This is a genomic window from Pseudomonas sp. PAMC25584, from assembly GCF_058135675.1.
This window is the reverse complement of record NZ_CM176870.1, coordinates 1,035,190-1,052,526: the sequence shown is the minus strand read 5'-3', so window position 1 is coordinate 1,052,526 and position 17,337 is coordinate 1,035,190. Positions and strand designations below refer to the sequence as shown.

Below are 17,337 nucleotides of genomic sequence, written 5' to 3'. Positions count from 1 at the left end.
TTTCTACCTCAGTTTCAGGGTGGCAAGGCCGACCAGTACGAGAATCACGGTGATGATCCAGAATCGGACGATCACACGCGGTTCAGGCCAGCCCTTGAGTTCAAAGTGGTGGTGGATCGGCGCCATGCGGAACACGCGGCGCCCGGTCAATTTGAAGGACGCCACCTGGATGACCACCGACAGGGTTTCCATCACGAACACACCGCCCATGATGAACAGCACGATTTCCTGGCGGACGATCACCGCGATGGTGCCCAGGGCCGCGCCCAGCGCCAGTGCGCCGACATCGCCCATGAACACTTGTGCGGGATAGGTGTTGAACCACAGGAAGCCGAGGCCTGCACCGATCAGCGCGCCGCAGAACACGATCAGTTCACCGGCGCCCGGCACATACGGGATCAACAGGTATTCAGCGAATTTCACGTTACCCGACAGGTAGCAGAAGATGCCGAGCGCACCGCCCACCATCACCGTCGGCATGATCGCCAGGCCGTCGAGGCCGTCGGTCAGGTTCACCGCGTTGCTGGAGCCGACGATGACGAAGTAGGTCAGCACAACGAAGCCGATGCCCAGCGGAATGCTCGCATCCTTGAGCATCGGGATAATCAAGGTAGTCTCGACCGCGCTTGGAGCAGTCGTGTAGAGGAAGATCGCCGCAGCCAGGCCGAAGACCGATTGCCAGAAATACTTCCAGCGGCTTGGCAGGCCCTTGGAGTTTTTCTCGATCACTTTGCGATAGTCATCGACCCAGCCGATGGCGCCGAACAACAAGGTCACCGCCAGCACTACCCAGACGTAGCGGTTGTGCAGGTCGGCCCAGAGCAAGGTGCTGATACCGATGGACGACAGAATCAGCGCGCCGCCCATGGTCGGGGTGCCGGATTTGGACAGGTGCGACTGCGGGCCGTCATTGCGAACCGATTGACCAATTTGCAGGTTCTGCAGGGTGCGGATCATCCACGGCCCCAGGAACAGCGACAGCGACAGCGCGGTCAGCACACCCAGAATCCCGCGCAGGGTCAGGTACTGAAAGACCGCGAAGCCTTTGTGGAACTGTTGCAGATACTCAGCCAGCAGCAGCAGCATTAATGTTTCTCCGTACTTGAGCCACACAAGGCCACGACGACGTTTTCCATCACCGCGCTGCGCGATCCCTTGATCAAAATGGTTGTGTGTTTATTTTGTTCGCCCGCACGCAGCGCCTGGATCAGCTCAGCCTGGGTCGCAAAATGCCGCGCTCCGGGGCCGAAGGCATCGACGGCATGGGCCATGTTCGGGCCGACAGCGTAGAACGCGTCGACTTTGCCGCTAGCGTAAGCGCCGACTTCACGATGGGACTGTTCGGCCCAGTCGCCCAGTTCGGCGATATCGCCCAGCACCAGCACCTTGCGCCCATCAAAGCCCTTGAGCAGGTCAATGGCGGCGCAGACCGAGGACTGGTTGGCGTTGTAAGTGTCGTCAATCACACGCATGCCGTTGCTGGCCAATTGCGCGACGGTACGGCCCTTGACCGGTTGCACCGCGCCCAGGCCGGTGGCAATACCGAACAGCGACACGCCCAGGGCGTAAGCCGCAGCCGCAGCCGCCAAGGCGTTGGCGACGTTATGGTTGCCCAGCAGATTCAACTGCACGGGCTCTTCGCCTTGCGGCGTATGCAGGGTAAAGGACGGGCAACCACGGGCGTCGAGCGTGATGTTCGACGCGTGGAAATCGGCCGCTGCATTCAGCACGGCGAACGTCAGCACCTTGCGACCGGCGGCGCGTACACGCCAGGTCTCGAAGGCCTTGTCGTCAAGATTCAAAACAGCAGTGCCCGAGGCATCGAGGCCTTCGAGGATTTCGCCCTTGGCTTCGACGATTTTTTCCGGGCCACCGAACTCACCGACGTGGGCAGTTCCGGCGTTGTTGATAATTGCCACGTGAGGCTTGGTCAGCGCCACGGTATAGGCAATTTCGCCGACACGCGAAGCACCCAACTCGATCACGGCCGCCGTGTGTTCCGGGGCCAGTTCGAGCAGGGTCAGCGGTGCGCCGAAATCGTTGTTCAGGTTGCCACGGGTGGCCAGCACCGGCCCGCGCGTGCGCAGGACACCGGCGAGCAGTTCCTTGACCGTGGTCTTGCCGCTGGAGCCGGTGATGGCTGCCACGGGCTTATCGAAGGCAGCACGGTTCAGCGCGCCAAGTTGACCCAGGGCCAGGCGTGTATCGGCCACCAGCAATTGCGGCAAGGTCGAATCTGCCACTTCGTGCTGCACCAGGGCACCAACCGCGCCTTTGGCGGCAACGTCATTCAGATAGTCATGGCCGTCGAAACGCGGACCGGCCAGAGCGACAAACAGTTGGCCTGGCTTGATCGCGCGGCTATCGATACTGACGCCATTGAAACTGCAATCACCCGACAGCATGCGCGCCGAGAGGGCCTGGGTCAGTTCGCTGAATTTCATCGCTTTAAGCATGGGCGACCTCCCAGGCGGTCAAGGCATGATCGGCCTCGACCAGGTCGGAGAAGGCATGGCGTTCGCCGTTGATTTCCTGGTAATCCTCGTGACCTTTACCGGCCAGGACCACGACATCGTCGGCACTGGCACTGGCAATCAATTGGGCAATGGCCGCGCCGCGACCGGCAACGAAGCTGGCCTTGGACGCGTCTTTAAAGCCGACGCGGATGTCGTCGAAAATCTGGCTTGGCTCTTCGCTGCGCGGGTTGTCGTCGGTGACGAGCACGCCATCGGCCAGGCGCTCGACAATCTCGGCCATCAACGGACGCTTGCCGCGATCGCGATCACCGCCACAGCCAAACAGGCACAGCAACTTGCCTTTAGCATGCGGGCGCAGGGCCAAGAGGACTTTTTCCAGTGCGTCCGGGGTGTGGGCATAATCGACCACCACCAGCGGCTGCGAACCGCCACCCAAACGCTGCATGCGTCCAGCCGGGCCTTCCAGCTTCGGCAGCACCTGCAGGATTTCATCGAGGGCGTAGTCCAGGCCGAGCAAGGCACCGATGGCGGCAAGCACGTTGCTCAGGTTGAAGCGGCCGAGCAGGGTGCTGCGCAAATGGTGCTCGCCCTGCGGCGTCACCAACGTGGCGCGCACGCCCTCGTCACTGAAGTGGGCTTCGCGGCAATACAGGTAGGCGCGGGAATCTTCCAGGCTGTAGCTGATCAGGCGCGCTTCGCTGTCTTGGGCAGCCAGCTCGCGGCCGAACGCGTCATCCAGGTTCACCACGCGGCACTTCAGGTCATTCCAGGCAAACAGCTTGGCCTTCTCGGCACCGTAGGCCTCCATCGTGCCGTGGTAGTCCAGGTGATCGCGGGACAGGTTGGTCATCACCGCCACATCGAAGGCCAGTGCGGCAACGCGGCCCTGGTGCAAACCGTGGGACGACACTTCCATGGCAACCGCCTTGGCACCGGCCTTTTTCAGGTCGGCCAGGGTCGCTTGCACGGCGATCGGGTTCGGCGTGGTGTGCAGGCCGCTTTGCAGCGAGCCATAGAAACCGGTGCCCAGGGTGCCGACAATGCCACAGTGCTGACCCAGCAGGTCAAGGGCCTGGGCGACCAGTTGGGTCACGCTGGTCTTGCCGTTGGTGCCGGTCACGCCAATCAGGTTCAGGTGGCGGCTCGGGTCGCCGTAGAAACGCCCGGCGATATCCGACAGTTGCGCGGCCAGGCCTTTGACGGGAATCAACGGCACGTCGGTGATTGGCAGCACGGTGGCGCCGTCCACTTCATAAGCAACGGCTGCGGCGCCGCGTTGCAGGGCATCGGCGATATGCGCACGACCATCGTATTTGCCGCCAGGCACCGCCAGGAACAGGTCCCCGGCGCGTACATTACGACTGTCCAGGCTCAGCTCGCGGATCAGCAGATCGCGACCGGCATGGGCAAAAATCTTGTTCAGGCTAAGAGACATCAGCCGCGCCCTCCATTGGCTTTTACTGCGGCGGCCGGCGGTCCGGCGTTCGCTTGTTGGGTCGGCGGCAAGTTGTCCGGCGTGACGTTCATCAGGCGCAGGGTGCCGGACATCACTTTGCTGAACACCGGCGCCGACACCAGGCCACCGAAGTAGCCCGCTTTACTAGGTTCATCAATCACGACGACGATCGCGTAGCGCGGGTCGCTCATCGGACCGAAGCCGGCGAACAGCGAGCGGTAGGAGTTCTCGGCATAGCCTTTGGTGCCGACCGAGGTTTTACGCGCTGTACCCGACTTGCCAGCCACGTGATACGCCGGCACCTGGGCACGGAATACGCCGCGCGGTGCTTCGATCACTTGTTGCAGCATGCCTTGCATGGTCTTGGCGACGTTTTCCGGAATCACCTGGGTCGCTTTCGGCGCTTCGTCGACGTGGATCAGGCTCAAAGGAACCATTCGACCGTTATTGGCCAATACAGAGAAAGCGTGAGCCAGTTGGATCGCTGTCACCGACAGGCCATAGCCATAGGAGAGCGTGGCGGTCTCGGCCTTTTTCCAGTCGCGGTAGTTAGGCAGGTTGCCCACGCGCTCACCTGGGAAATCCAGGCCGGTGGGTTGGCCCAGGCCGATCTTTTGCGCCAGGTGGTAGATGGTTTCGCCGCCGATATCGAAGGCAACCTTACTCATGCCCACGTTACTGGAGTTGATCAGGATACCTGTCAGATCCAGCACCGGACCTTCGGTACGGGACACGTCACGAATGGTGTATTTGCCCAACTGCAAGGTGCCTGGGTAGACCTCGACCTTGTCGCTGGGCTTCCAGCGCCCGGTTTCCAGGGCGGCACTCATGGAGATGGCTTTCATGGTCGAACCCGGTTCGAACACGTCGATCATCGCGCGGTTGCGCATCATCGCCGGTTGCAGGTTGCGACGGTTGTTCGGGTTATAGGTCGGCTGGTTGACCATGGCGAGAATCTCGCCGGTCTTCACGTCCATGATCACCAGGCTGCCAGCCTTGGCGCCGTTCTCGATGATCGCGTTACGCAGCTCGCGGTTGGCCAGGTATTGCAGGCGCAGGTCAATCGACAACGCCAAGGGCTTTCCGGCCTTGGCGTTTTTGGTGACTTGGACGTCTTTGATCAGTCTGCCGCGTCGATCCTTGATGACCTGTCGCTTGCCAGGCACGCCGGCCAGCCATTCATCGTAGGCCAGCTCCACACCTTCGCGACCATGGTCATCGATGTCGGTAAAGCCAACCATGTGCGCGGTGGTTTCACCGGCCGGATAGAAGCGGCGGAACTCCTCGATGCCGTAGACACCGGGGACTTTTAGGTCGAGCACTTGCTGGCCTTGTTCGGGGGTGAGGCCGCGAACCAGGTAGATGAATTCTTTATTGGCCTGAGCTTCCAGGCGCTCGGCCAAGGCTTTCGGGTCCTGACCCAACGCGGCAGCCAGTTGTGGCCACTTGTCCTTGGCCACCTGCAATTCCTTGGCGTTGGCCCACAGCGTGGTCACCGGTGTGCTGACGGCCAGGGGCTCACCGTTACGGTCGGTGATCAGGCCGCGGTGTGCAGGAATCGGAATATGCCGCAGGCTACGGGCATTGCCCTCGCCGATCAGGAAGTCGCGGTCGACTACCTGCAGATCAATGATCCGCCAGGCGATTGCGCCGACCATCAAGGCCAGCAAGCCGAGCATCAGACGGAAGCGCCACGGGTAAAGTGCGCCTTCGAGTTTCATCATGGCGCCACCATTCGCACTTCGGCCGCGCTCGGGATGTGCATCTTCAGCTGTTCGGTGGCGAGTATTTCGATGCGGCTGTGGGCAGTCCAGGTGCTTTGCTCGAGGATCAACCGGCCCCACTCTGCCTGCGCTTTATCGCGCACGCTCAATTCCCCGTACAGGGTATTGAGCAGTTGGCGGTTGTAATGGGCGCTGTAGGACACCGCAATCGCAGACACCAACACGCCGATATACAGCAGCAACATAAAGAAGCTACCGCCCGGGAGGGGCTTGGCGAAAAGCCTGCTCACCGCAACTTCTCTGCGACGCGCATGACGGCGCTACGGGAACGTGGGTTGGCCTTGAGTTCAGCTTCGGAAGCGAACTGCGGTTTGCCATGGACTTTGATTTTCGGCACGAAGGCTTCGAAACGCACCGGCAGGTTGCGCGGCAGGTTGTCGGATTCGCCCTTGACCAGGCGACGCATGAACAGCTTGACGATGCGGTCTTCCAGGGAGTGGAAGCTGATCACCACCAGGCGACCACCCACTTCCAAGGCTTCCAGCGCGGCATCGAGGCCCGCCTCCAGATCGCCCAATTCGTTGTTGACGTGAATGCGCAGGCCCTGGAACGCACGGGTGGCGGGGTTCTTACCCTTTTCCCAGGCAGGGTTGGCGACTTTCAGCACTTCGGCCAGGTCGGCGGTGCGCTCGAACGGCTGGATTTCCCGGCGCTCGACCACAGCACGCGCCATGCGGCCGGCAAAGCGCTCTTCACCGTATTCCTTGAACACACGGGCGATTTCTTCCACCGGTGCGGTGGCGATGAACTGGGCTGCACTGACACCACGGGTGGGGTCCATGCGCATATCGAGCGGACCGTCGTTCATGAAACTGAAACCGCGCTCCGGGTCATCGAGCTGTGGCGAAGACACGCCCAGGTCGAGCAAAACCCCGGCCACCTTGCCTGCCATGCCGCGCTCGGCGACTTCGGCACCCAGCTCGGCAAAGCTGCGTTGTACAACGACAAAGCGGCCGTCTTCGGCCGCTAGCGCTTGCCCGGTGGCAATCGCTTGGGGGTCTTTGTCGAACCCGAGGAGTTTACCGTCGGACCCGAGCTGGCTAAGTATCAACCGACTGTGCCCGCCCCTGCCGAAGGTGCCATCCAAATAGCAGCCATCCGCGCGTACGGCGAGAGCCTCAACGGCTTCGTCAAGCAGTACGGTGATGTGGTTAAAGCCGCTATCAATAGTCACAGGATCAAATCACGCAGTTCATCAGGCATGGCGCCCGGTTGTTGAATAGCAGCCAGGTCAGCTGCAGAAACAGCATCCCAGGCATCTTCGTCCCACAATTGGAACTTGTTCAGTTGGCCCACCAGCATTGCGCGCTTGTCGAGTTTGGCGTACTCGCGCAGACGCGGTGGCACCAGGAAACGACCGCTGCCATCGAGCTCGAGGTCGACGGCATTACCAATCAGCAAACGCTGCAGACGGCGGTTTTCTTCACGCAATGAAGGCAGGGCGCGCAGCTTGGTTTCAATCAACTCCCACTCATCGAGGGGGTAAACACACAAACAAGGGTCAACGGCATCGATAGTGATGATCAACTGTCCGGAACTTCGCGAAATGAGCTCGTCACGATACCGGCTCGGCATGGCGAGACGGCCTTTTGCATCGAGACTAATAGCGTTGGCTCCGCGAAACACAGATGCGTTTCTCCCAATTTTAGCGTTTTACGTTCAAAAAACCCACTTTGTGCCACTTTCCGCCACTTGCGCACACTATAGGAATGCGCCCACCACACCGTCAAGGCGCGGATTCAAGGAAAAGCCTTACAGAACGGAGATTTAGGAGCGTAAAAGGAGGAGAAACCAGAGTTCGGCGGTATTTTTGGCTCAATAAGCACTAATAGCTCAAAGAGCTATGGCTCAAAGTTAAAGTAATTTATTAAGAGTAAGATTTTTTTGGTATTACGAAGATGCATCTGCCAATCATTTGGCAGGGAAGGATTCTTGCGTTACTACCGGGTTTCTGTCCGAGATTCGGACAGAAGGAAAAAAGGTGGAGAGTCGATCTATAAGCCGGGTTCTGTCTTGAACAGTCATTCGTCTACGATGGCCATCACTGGACATCTTTAGCAACCTACCCGGTCCCAGCGCGGGCCACGCCTTGGGACCCTATTTGGTCTTGCTCCAAGTGGGGTTTACCTAGCCACGAACTGTTGCCAGACGTGCGGTGCGCTCTTACCGCACCTTTTCACCCTTACCGGCACCGAAGTGCTTAGGCGGTTATTTTCTGTGGCACTTTCCGTAGGCTCACGCCTCCCAGGCATTACCTGGCACTTCGCCCTATGGAGCCCGGACTTTCCTCCCCCCCCTAATTTTCATAGAAGGCAGCGACTGTCCAATCGACTCTCCGCCGCGAAGGTTAACGGCACGACGGGCTTAGGACAAGTATTAAAAGTGCAGCAATGCCATCACGTCCAGACGGAATACCGGCCTAACCCCGGAACTATTCGGCTTTCTGTTTATCCAGTGCGGCCTGATACAACACATTCTTGCGCACGCCGGTAATTTCCGCCGCCAGCGCGGCCGCTCGCTTAAGGGGCATCTCCTTGAGCAGCAGATCCAGGACACGCATGGCTTCGCCACCGACTGCGTCTTCATGTTCCGGCGCCGTCCAACCCGCCACCAGCACCACGCACTCGCCACGCTGTTGATTGCTGTCACCCTCGACAAACGCGCGCAGCGCTTCCAGCGGCAACCCCTTGAGTGTCTCGAAGGTCTTGGTCAGCTCACGGGCCAGCAGCGCCAGGCGTTCGCCACCGAACACCAGCTCCATGTCCTGCAGGCATTCGAGGATACGATGCGGGGCTTCATAGAAGATCAGCGTGCGCGGCTCTTCTTTAAGCGCCTGAAGACGTGCGCGACGCCCCACCGCCTTGGCAGGCAGGAAACCCTCGAAGATAAAACGATCCGATGGCAACCCCGCGGCGGATAACGCCGCAATCAACGCGCATGCGCCCGGAACAGGCACTACATTGATACCGGCGGCACGCGCCTGGCGCACCAGGTGGTAACCGGGGTCGGAAATCAGCGGGGTGCCAGCATCGGAGATCAGCGCCACATCGTCACCGGCCAGCAGGCGGGTGATAAAACGGCTGCCTTCTTCGCGCTCGTTATGCTCGTGGCAGGCGGCTAATGGCGTGCTGATTCCAAAATGCTGCATCAAACGCTGTGAGTGCCGAGTGTCTTCCGCCGCGATCAATTTAACGTCGCGCAACACTTTAAGCGCCCGGGCACTGATGTCGTCCAGGTTGCCAATGGGCGTCGCCACGACAAAAAGCGAGCCTGCAGTGGAATTCAAAGGACCTGGAGCAGTCAAAACGCACACCTCGATGGTTGGCAAAAGCCACATTGTAGCGCGTAGGCGCCCTGGAAATATGCCATCGAGATGGATGCCGTTTCAGCCGTCGGTCGGGCGCACCCACCCAAACGCAACATTTGCACCATCTAAATTGACGGTTTCACGCCAGTAACATCGCGCCTGGGCCAGTGCTTGGGTACAATTCCACGCTAATTTGATCGGTATCAGGAACATTTACATGATCCCTTGTCTGCGGCTGCTCTCCGCCCTCTGCCTCGCTGCCTTGCTGGGCGCCTGTGCCAGCTCGCCCTCGTCCAGCCTTGGCGACCTGCCACGGACCCCGGACGCCAGTATCGAACAACTGCTCGAACAGGCGACCACCGCCAACACGCCCGAAAAAGCTGCGCTGCTGCGCCTGAGTGCGGCGGACATGGCCTACCACCAGAACAACGCAGGCCGCTCGTCGCAGATTCTTGCGCAGGTGCCACTGGATGCTCTCAAGCCCGCCGCGCAGATATTCGCCAGCACCCTGGCCGCCGAACTGGCCATGGCGCGCAACCAGCCCAAGGCCGCGCTGACGGCGTTGAACCACCCCAGCCTGCAAAACCTGAAGGAGCTGCCGGCCGAACAGCAGGTTCGCACCGGCACCGTACATGCGCGTGCTTATGAAGCCGACGGCCAGACCCTGGCCGCCGCTCGTGAGCGTGTGGCCATGGCGCCACTGCTGACAGGCGACGCCGCGAAGAGCAACCATGAAGCCATCTGGGCGTTGATTGCCGCGCTGCCGGCCGAACAACTGCAAGCCAGCGGCAACCCGACGCTCGACGGCTGGATCACCTTGGCCCAGGCGGTCAAGGGCGCCGGCACGCTGGAGCAACAGCAAGCCGCCATTGACACGTGGCGCGCGCAAAACCCAGGCCACCCGGCGGCCGTGCAACTGCCGACGCCGCTGACCAAACTCAAGGAGCTGGCGAGCCAGCCGCTGAACAAGATCGCCCTGCTGCTGCCGCAGGAAGGCCCACTGGCCGCCGTTGCCAAAGCGCTACGCGAAGGCTTCATGGCCGCGCACTACCAGGCTGAACAAGCCGGGCAGAAGCCGCCGGTCATCGAGTTTTATGACAGCTCGCGCCTGACGTCCCTCGACGATTTCTACGCCAAGGCCAAGGCCGCCGGCGTGCAACTGGTCGTCGGCCCGCTGGAAAAACCGCTGGTCAAACAGCTCAGCGCGCGCCCGCAATTGCCGATTACCACCCTGGCATTGAACTACAGCGAGACCGATCAAAACCCGGCGCAACTGTTCCAGTTCGGCCTGGCGGCTGAAGACGAAGCTCGCGAAGTCTCGCGCCGCGCCCGTGCCGACGGCCTGCACCGCGCCGCCGCGATGGTGCCCCGTGGCGAATGGGGTGAGCGTGTCTACAAGGCCTTCCGTCAGGATTGGGAAGCCAACGGCGGCACCGTTGTCGGCGTCGAGTACGTCGACCAACCGGTCGCCCTCGCCCAGCAAATTGCCGATCTGTTCCAACTGCGTAAAAGCGAAGGCCGTGCCAAGAGCCTGCAAAGCGCCGTCGGCACCGACGTCGCCGCACAGCCTTCGCGTCGCCAGGACATCGAGTTCATCTTCATGGCCGTCCCCCCGCAACTGGCCCAGCAGATCAAGCCGACCCTGAACTTCCAGTACGCCGGTGACGTGCCGGTGTATGCGACATCCCACGTGTTCAGCGCCAGCGGCGACAAAAACCAGTACCTGGACATGACCAACGTCATGTTCTGCGAGACCCCTTGGCTGCTCAACACCACCGACCCGCTGCGCAACCAGGTTGCCGCACAATGGCCACAAGCCAATGGCAGCCTTGGCCGCCTGTACGCGATGGGCGTCGATGCATACCGCCTGGCGCCACGCGTGGGCCAACTCAAGGCATTGCCAGACACACGCATTGACGGCCTCTCCGGCAGCCTGGGCATCAGCGCCAACCAGCGCGTTGACCGCCAGATGCCCTGGGCGAAGTTCGTCGGAGGCGAAGTCCAGCGTCTGCCCGATACCCCACGCTGATGCCCGAGAGGTCCAGCGCACAAAGCGGCAAGGATGCCGAACTCCAAGCACTTGAGTACCTTCGACAACAGGGTCTGCGCCTTCTGGCGCAGAACTGGTTGTGTAACCGCGGCGAGCTTGATCTGGTCATGCTTGACGGCGATACAGTAGTATTCGTCGAAGTCCGCTACAGAAAACACGCACAATGGGGTGGCGCGCTCGCCAGTATCGATGGGCGCAAGCGTCAGAAGCTGATACTCGCCGCGCAGTTTTTCCTGCTCAAGGAGCATCGCTGGGCTGATTCCCCCTGCCGTTTCGATGTGGTTGCCATTGAAAGCACACCGTCTGGCAAAGCTGATTTGAACTGGCTCAAAGATGCCTTCGACAGCTGATTCGCCGGACATCTTCACCACACACTTTTGCTCTTTGCTTTGCGGGCTGCACATTCCTGTGCCAAATAGCCGCGCTACTTAAGGTCACACAGATGGACATGCAATCCCGAATTCGCCAGCTTTTCCAGGCCAGCATCGACACCAAGCAACAGGCGATGGACGTACTTGCACCGCACATCGAGCAAGCCAGTCAGGTCATGGTCAACGCCTTGCTCAACGAGGGCAAAATGCTTTCGTGCGGCAACGGCGGCTCGGCCGGCGATGCCCAGCATTTCTCGTCCGAGTTGCTCAACCGCTTCGAGCGCGAGCGTCCTAGCCTGCCGGCCATTGCCTTGACCACCGACTCGTCGACGATCACCTCGATCGCCAACGACTACAGCTACAACGAAATCTTCTCCAAGCAGATCCGCGCCCTGGGCCAACCGGGCGACGTGCTGCTGGCGATTTCCACCAGCGGCAACTCGGCGAATATTATTCAGGCGATCCAGGCCGCACATGATCGCGAAATGGTTGTCGTAGCATTGACCGGTCGCGACGGCGGCGGCATGGCCTCATTGCTGCTGCCCGAGGACGTGGAGATTCGCGTCCCGGCCAATGTCACCGCACGTATTCAGGAAGTCCACCTGCTGACGATCCACTGCCTGTGCGATCTGATCGACAGCCAACTGTTCGGGAGTGAAGAATGACCGTTAAACGCCTCAGCCTATTGGCGATCGCGCTGTGCCTCGGCATCAGCGGCTGCAGCACGGCAATCACCGCGACACGTGACACCCCTATCCAGGACGACAAGGGCACCCGCACCTTCGGCAGCAAGATTGACGACTCGCTGATCGAAACCAAGGTCGAGGTCAACGTCGCCAAGGCCGCTACGGACCTGGGCAATGGCGCGTCGCGCATCGTCGTGACCAGCTTCAACGGCGTGGTGCTGCTCGCCGGCCAAACGCCGCGTGCCGACCTCAAGGCCCAGGCCGAACAAGCCGCCTCGGCCGTGCAGCGAGTCAAGAAGGTCCACAACGAATTGCAGGTGATGGACCCGATCACCCTGCTGGCCATCAGCAACGACGCGCTGCTGACCACCAAGATCAAGGCGCAGATGCTGACCGATAACGCAATTCCCGGTTCGCGCATCAAAGTCGTCACCGACAACGGCATCGTTTACCTGATGGGCCTGCTGACCCAGGCGGAAGCGACCCGTGCGGCGAACCTGGTACAGGGTGTATCCGGCGTGCAGCGGATCGTGAAGGTGTTCGAGTACATCGATTGATGTAACCGACAGCCATAAAAAAGGGCGCCCTGCATTCACTGCAGGGCGCCCTTTTTATTAGCGGGTGATTACTGGTATTGCGAGTACGGGTTGCCCTGGAACTGGTTGTTCTGCTGTGGCGCCTGTTGCTGGGCAGCAGGCTGGCCGTACTGCTGGCCTGGGATTGGGCCCAGGTTCACTTCTACACGCCGGTTCTGAGCGCGACCGTTGACGTCGGCATTGCTGGCAATCGGATTATCCGGACCGGCACCGCGAGCGCTCAGGTTGGCGGCGCTGACGCCTTGGGATGTCAGGTAATTCGCCACACTCTGCGCACGGCGTTGGGACAGGTCCATGTTCAGTTGGCGGCTGCCAGTGCTATCGGTGTAACCCACGATCTGGATGGTGTTCTGGCTGAACTGCTTGAGCGAGTTGGCCAGGTTGTTCAGCGGCATGTAGAAACTGCTGGAGATCGCGTCCGAGTTGGTGGCAAAGGTGATGTTACCCGGCATGATCAGTTTGATCTGATCGCCCTGGCGCTGAACCTCAACACCGGTATTGGCCATGCTTTCGCGCAGTTTCTTTTCCTGCTGGTCGGCGTAGTAGCCATAACCCGCTGCGCCTGCCCCCGCGACGACCGCACCGATCAGCGCGCCCTTGCCACGGTTGTTATGGTCGATGGCCGCACCGGCCAACGCACCGGCCAGGGCACCGAGGCCGCCGTACTTGGCGGTCTTGCTCATGCCACCGGATTCATTACTCGCCTGTCCCTGACTGCTACCGTCATACGGATTAGGTGAAGCACAGCCAGATAACAAGGCTACGGCAGTAGCGACAACTAGCAGACGACGCGGAGTGAACATGGAGGAGCTCCTACTTTTGCACTCTGTGGTGCAGAGGACATGGACAATGGATCTTTGCCGAGGTTTGAACGCGACAAACGGTAAAAATTCCGTGGACACATCCCGACCTGTAACAAAAGATTCAGGACTACCGTCGCGGCACAAACCGTAGCAGACGCACGCTGAACACATGCTGAGTTTTTTGCTACAGGGCTTGACCGCTTGCACTGCAGTCATGCGCGCACAAAGGGGTTCTCACGCATCTCATCACCCAGTCGCGTATCCGGCCCGTGACCGGTCACCACCGTCGCAGCCTCATCCAACGTATACAACCGCTGCTTGATCGACCGCACGATCGCCGCCTGGTCCCCGCCCCACAAATCCGTGCGGCCCACGCCCCGGCGAAACAGCGTATCCCCGGCAATCAGCAGTTTGGCGTCGGCAAACCAGAAACTCATCGACCCCGGCGTGTGCCCCGGCGTATGCAATGCTACGCCGCAACCGCAGGCCAGCTCTTCATCGTCGGCCAGCCAACGGTCCGGGGACGGCACCGGCGTATATGGCACGCCAAACATCTGACACTGCATCTCCAGGTTGTCCCAGAGAAACTGGTCGGCCTTGTGCAGGTGCAGGGTTGCACCGGTCTTCTCCTTCAACTGGCCGGAAGCCAGGAAGTGATCCAGGTGGGCGTGGGTGTGAATGATGCTCACCACCTTGAGACCCAGCGCATCGAGCCGCGCCAGGATCAGTTCGTGATTGCCGCCGGGGTCGACTACGATGGCTTTTTTACTGATGGGGTCGCCGATGATGGTGCAGTTGCACTGCAACGGGCCGACGGGGAAGGTTTCGCGGATGAGGGTCGGCTTTGCGGTGTCCATGAACGGGCCTCGGGTGCAAATGAAGGGTAGTTTCGGACGAATCTCGCCAGAATAATTGCACTATTAAACCAGACTGGGGTGGCTTCGCAGCCCACCGCGAGCAAGCTCGCTCGTCACGGCGTTCACTCTTTAACCAATCAACCGCAGCTCCTGCGCCCGCGCCACCGCCTGGGTGCGCCGCTCCACCCCCAGTTTGCTGTTGATATGGCTGGCGTGGGTCTTGACCGTGTGCAGGGAAATGAAGAGTCGCTTACTGATTTCCTGGTTCGAACAGCCTTGGGCGATCAGTTGCAGTACCGCCAGCTCGCGGACGCTCAGGGTTTGATGGTTGGGCGCCGGCTCGCTGACCGCGACGGCCGGCAGCAACCCCAACAGGCACTGGCTCAATACCCCATGGGGATCTTGGCCGAGTTGATCGCGCATCCAGTCGGGATACCCTTCAAGCAATCGCTGGAAGGGTTGCAGCGCCCCCCCGGCGCCGGCTTCAAGTGCGCGGGCCAACACCTCTCGCGCTTTGGCCTCCAGGCCGTTCTCCAGCAGCAACTGCGCCTGCTGGGTCAGCGCCATCAGGGCAATCATCTGGCGCCCGCTGCTGTGGGCGTGTTGCGCCAGGTCTTCGAGCCGCTGGAGTGCCGCCGCCGGTTGATGGCGGATGGCATCCAGCGCGGCCTGCTGCAGCTCGATATGCTGTGGCAGATGCGGATGAAACTCCGGGGCGGCCGCCGCGTGTTCACCGTTGTAGGTTTGCCCCAGGCGGGTCAGCCAGGCATCGGCCAGGTCGGTACGCCCCTGGGCTAACCAGAGCTCGCATTTGATCAGGGTGATCATTGCCAGGTAGTAAATCGGCGGCACGTCCCAGATGTGCATCAGGCGCTCGGCCTCAGCCAATTCGGCGAAGGCTTTGGCGAAATCGCCGCGACGCCCTTCGACGTTGGCAATCACGCAATGGCCGATCAGCACACTGATATCCCGGCAAGCACGGGCTTCGGCCAGGCCGGCGCGCAGGCGGTCCAGGCCGGCTTCCGGCTGATAACGCGCCAGCAGCAGGTAGCCTTCGTAAAGCGATAATCGGGCGCGCACGGCGTATAGCCGCTGGGGCGACAGGTCGTGCAAGCGCTGCAGGCCCTGGCGTACTTCATCCAGCGAGCGCAGGATTTCACCGCGCGCCTGCAAGACCCGGGCGCGGTCGTAATGGGCCAGGGCCTCGAACAGTGGGTTGCCGACACGCTGCGCCAACTCGAGGGATTCGCGGTTCAAGCCACGGGCGCGCCATAGATCGGCGTCGACGATCGCCAGGTTGGAGAGAGTCGACAGGCACATCAGGCGCTGGCCGTAACGGCGCTGCGGCAGGCTTTCCAAGGCTTCGCTGCAATAGCGCTGGGTTAACTCGCGGTCACCTCGACCCCGGGCGATGATCCCGCTCAGCGCCAGCCACTGCGCCAGCATCGACTTCTGCGCGGTGGCCGATGGCGCCGGCAGGAAACGGCTGAGGTAGCCGGACAGTTCTTCCGCCGCATCCAACTGGCACGCCAGGCCCAAGGCCCAGCTATACAGCACGATCAACCGGGGTGTGCTGATCAGCAGGCTGTCGGGCAAGTCCATTTTCCAACGCAAGAGCATGCCGACGTTCTGCTCGGCCAGCAGTTGTTCCTCGGACAGGTTCTGCACCAAGCTCGCCGCCACATCCAGATGGCCGGCGCGCAACGCCTGCTCGACCGCTTCATCGATCAGCCCTTGGGCGTTGAACCAGCGACAGGCGCGCAGGTGCAGGCTGGCGGGCGGCAGCGCGGCGCTATTCGCGCGCCGGGTGCGCAGCAGGTCGGAAAACAAATGGTGATAACGGAACCAGTGCCCCTGCTCATCCAGCGGTACCAGAAATACCTGGTGAGCCTGCAAGTAACGCAGGATTTCCGCGCTGTCATGAGCGTCGCGTATGGCGTCGCACAGTTCGCTGCAAAAGCGTTCCTGCGAGGCGGTTTCGTAGAGGAACGCCTGGACTTCCGCCGGCAGGCAATCAATCACTTCCTCCAGCAAATAGTCGCGTATCAACCCTTCACCGCCGTGCAGGCTTTGCGGCAAGGCGCCTTCATTCCCGGCTTCGGAGGCCGCCAACAGCCAGAAACGCAAGCCTGCGACCCAGCCTTCACTGCGCCGGATCAAGTTATCCAGCGCCTCGCCGCGCAGCGAACTGCTGTGGCGATCCAACACCGCCAAGGATTCGGCGTGGGTCAGGCGCAGGTCTTGCTCATGCAACTCCAGCAGGTGCCGAGACAAGCGCAAGCGCGCCAGGTGCCAGTCTGGGCGCTGGCGACTGGTAACCAGCACCAGCAGGCCATCAGGTAAATGATTGAGGAAAAATTGCAGGCAGCGATCAAGCACCGGGCCCTGGGCCAAATGGTAGTCATCCAGCACCAGCAACAAAGGCGCACGCGTGGACAAATGCAGCGCCAGCTCATCGAGCAAGCCATCGAGCCATTCTTCAAAGGCAAACGGCTGGTGACGCTGACGCATTTTCAGCAGGCCCAAGGATTGGGCACCCAACTGCGGGAAATATTGCTGCAAGCCGTCAAGCAGACGCTCGAGGAAACGGCCGGGGTCGTTATCCCGTGGGCTCAGGCCCAACCAAAGACTTTGCCAATGGGCCGGCAGGCTCTGACAGAACTCGACAGCCAGCGAACTCTTGCCGAACCCCGCGGGTGCGCAGACCAGTAGCAATCGCCCTTCCAGGCCGGCGCTCAGCCGTTCGCACAGGCGCGGTCGCAGCACGTAGCCGTCAGGCAACGGAGGCCTGTAGAAGCGACCTTCCAGGGTCGGGATTACCGCGCTGGCAGACCCCTGGATTCGGGACAAATCAGTCATCGCCGGGCTCTTGTAGAAGGCTGTTGTCGGCATTGCAGATGTCCGCAGACTAGCGGTAAAAGCGGCGGCTTTGTAGATCTTTGCAACATTT

Annotated in this window: 15 protein-coding genes and 1 other RNA gene; 4 read left to right on the top strand and 12 right to left on the bottom strand. The window is 61.0% G+C overall.

Annotated elements, in window-relative coordinates:
* Positions 1-3 precede the first annotated feature (3 nt).
* From mraY to rsmI, 9 genes are all read right to left on the bottom strand, one after another.
* Entirely contained in the window at positions 4-1,086 is a 1,083-nt protein-coding gene (gene mraY / locus ACS5Q8_RS04785; protein WP_247403613.1) for a phospho-N-acetylmuramoyl-pentapeptide-transferase, read from the bottom strand.
* Positions 1,086-2,456: a UDP-N-acetylmuramoyl-tripeptide--D-alanyl-D-alanine ligase gene (locus tag ACS5Q8_RS04780; protein WP_443699978.1), complete on the bottom strand. Its 1,371-nt coding sequence runs from the start codon at positions 2,454-2,456 to the stop codon at positions 1,086-1,088. The genes mraY and ACS5Q8_RS04780 overlap by 1 nt, the downstream gene beginning before the upstream one ends.
* On the bottom strand, positions 2,449-3,912 hold the full coding sequence (locus ACS5Q8_RS04775) for a UDP-N-acetylmuramoyl-L-alanyl-D-glutamate--2,6-diaminopimelate ligase (RefSeq protein WP_276196566.1): 1,464 nt from the start codon (positions 3,910-3,912) through the stop codon (positions 2,449-2,451). Before ACS5Q8_RS04775 ends, ACS5Q8_RS04780 begins: the two co-directional genes overlap by 8 nt.
* On the bottom strand, positions 3,912-5,654 hold the full coding sequence (locus ACS5Q8_RS04770; RefSeq protein ID WP_276197900.1) for a peptidoglycan D,D-transpeptidase FtsI family protein: 1,743 nt from the start codon (positions 5,652-5,654) through the stop codon (positions 3,912-3,914). The genes ACS5Q8_RS04775 and ACS5Q8_RS04770 overlap by 1 nt, the downstream gene beginning before the upstream one ends.
* Positions 5,654-5,947, bottom strand: a complete 294-nt coding sequence (gene ftsL / locus ACS5Q8_RS04765; protein ID WP_276196565.1) for a cell division protein FtsL — start codon at positions 5,945-5,947, stop codon at positions 5,654-5,656. Before ftsL ends, ACS5Q8_RS04770 begins: the two co-directional genes overlap by 1 nt.
* Positions 5,944-6,891 carry a 16S rRNA (cytosine(1402)-N(4))-methyltransferase RsmH gene (gene rsmH, locus ACS5Q8_RS04760; protein ID WP_425262724.1) on the bottom strand — a complete coding sequence of 316 codons (948 nt, stop codon included), beginning with the start codon at positions 6,889-6,891 and terminating at the stop codon, positions 5,944-5,946. The genes ftsL and rsmH overlap by 4 nt, the downstream gene beginning before the upstream one ends.
* Entirely contained in the window at positions 6,888-7,343 is a 456-nt protein-coding gene (mraZ, locus tag ACS5Q8_RS04755; RefSeq protein WP_003171868.1) for a division/cell wall cluster transcriptional repressor MraZ, read from the bottom strand. Before mraZ ends, rsmH begins: the two co-directional genes overlap by 4 nt.
* Before the next feature lie 355 nt (positions 7,344-7,698).
* An RNA gene (rnpB, locus tag ACS5Q8_RS04750) (RNase P RNA component class A) lies at positions 7,699-8,052 on the bottom strand.
* A gap of 96 nt (positions 8,053-8,148) precedes the next feature.
* The gene (gene rsmI / locus ACS5Q8_RS04745) at positions 8,149-9,054 is read right to left on the bottom strand and encodes a 16S rRNA (cytidine(1402)-2'-O)-methyltransferase (protein ID WP_426099718.1); all 906 of its coding nucleotides are present in this window, start codon (positions 9,052-9,054) and stop codon (positions 8,149-8,151) included.
* Positions 9,055-9,241: 187 nt separating this feature from the next.
* On the opposite strand from rsmI, the gene ACS5Q8_RS04740 reads away from it, so the two are divergent.
* The 4 genes from ACS5Q8_RS04740 to ACS5Q8_RS04725 all read left to right on the top strand — a co-directional run bounded on the left by ACS5Q8_RS04740 (position 9,242) and on the right by ACS5Q8_RS04725 (position 12,688).
* Positions 9,242-11,053 carry a penicillin-binding protein activator gene (locus ACS5Q8_RS04740; RefSeq protein WP_276196563.1) on the top strand — a complete coding sequence of 604 codons (1,812 nt, stop codon included), beginning with the start codon at positions 9,242-9,244 and terminating at the stop codon, positions 11,051-11,053.
* A complete protein-coding gene (locus ACS5Q8_RS04735; protein ID WP_247406349.1) occupies positions 11,053-11,424 on the top strand; it encodes a YraN family protein in 372 nt (123 codons plus the stop codon). The genes ACS5Q8_RS04740 and ACS5Q8_RS04735 overlap by 1 nt, the downstream gene beginning before the upstream one ends.
* A 92-nt stretch (positions 11,425-11,516) precedes the next feature.
* Entirely contained in the window at positions 11,517-12,110 is a 594-nt protein-coding gene (locus ACS5Q8_RS04730) for a phosphoheptose isomerase (protein ID WP_247406346.1), read from the top strand.
* The gene (locus tag ACS5Q8_RS04725) at positions 12,107-12,688 is read left to right on the top strand and encodes a BON domain-containing protein (protein WP_247406343.1); all 582 of its coding nucleotides are present in this window, start codon (positions 12,107-12,109) and stop codon (positions 12,686-12,688) included. The genes ACS5Q8_RS04730 and ACS5Q8_RS04725 overlap by 4 nt, the downstream gene beginning before the upstream one ends.
* Positions 12,689-12,756: 68 nt before the next feature.
* On the opposite strand, the gene ACS5Q8_RS04720 is transcribed toward ACS5Q8_RS04725, so the two are convergent.
* The 3 genes from ACS5Q8_RS04720 to ACS5Q8_RS04710 form a co-directional block, all read right to left on the bottom strand.
* On the bottom strand, positions 12,757-13,530 hold the full coding sequence (locus ACS5Q8_RS04720) for a YiaD family glycine zipper/OmpA-like lipoprotein (RefSeq protein WP_276196562.1): 774 nt from the start codon (positions 13,528-13,530) through the stop codon (positions 12,757-12,759).
* Between the two features lie 212 nt (positions 13,531-13,742).
* Positions 13,743-14,387 carry an MBL fold metallo-hydrolase gene (locus ACS5Q8_RS04715; protein ID WP_276196561.1) on the bottom strand — a complete coding sequence of 215 codons (645 nt, stop codon included), beginning with the start codon at positions 14,385-14,387 and terminating at the stop codon, positions 13,743-13,745.
* A 129-nt stretch (positions 14,388-14,516) separates the two neighbouring features.
* Complete coding sequence (locus tag ACS5Q8_RS04710) at positions 14,517-17,246, bottom strand: winged helix-turn-helix domain-containing protein (protein WP_276196560.1); 2,730 nt, start codon at positions 17,244-17,246, stop codon at positions 14,517-14,519.
* Positions 17,247-17,337: the final 91 nt, after the last annotated feature.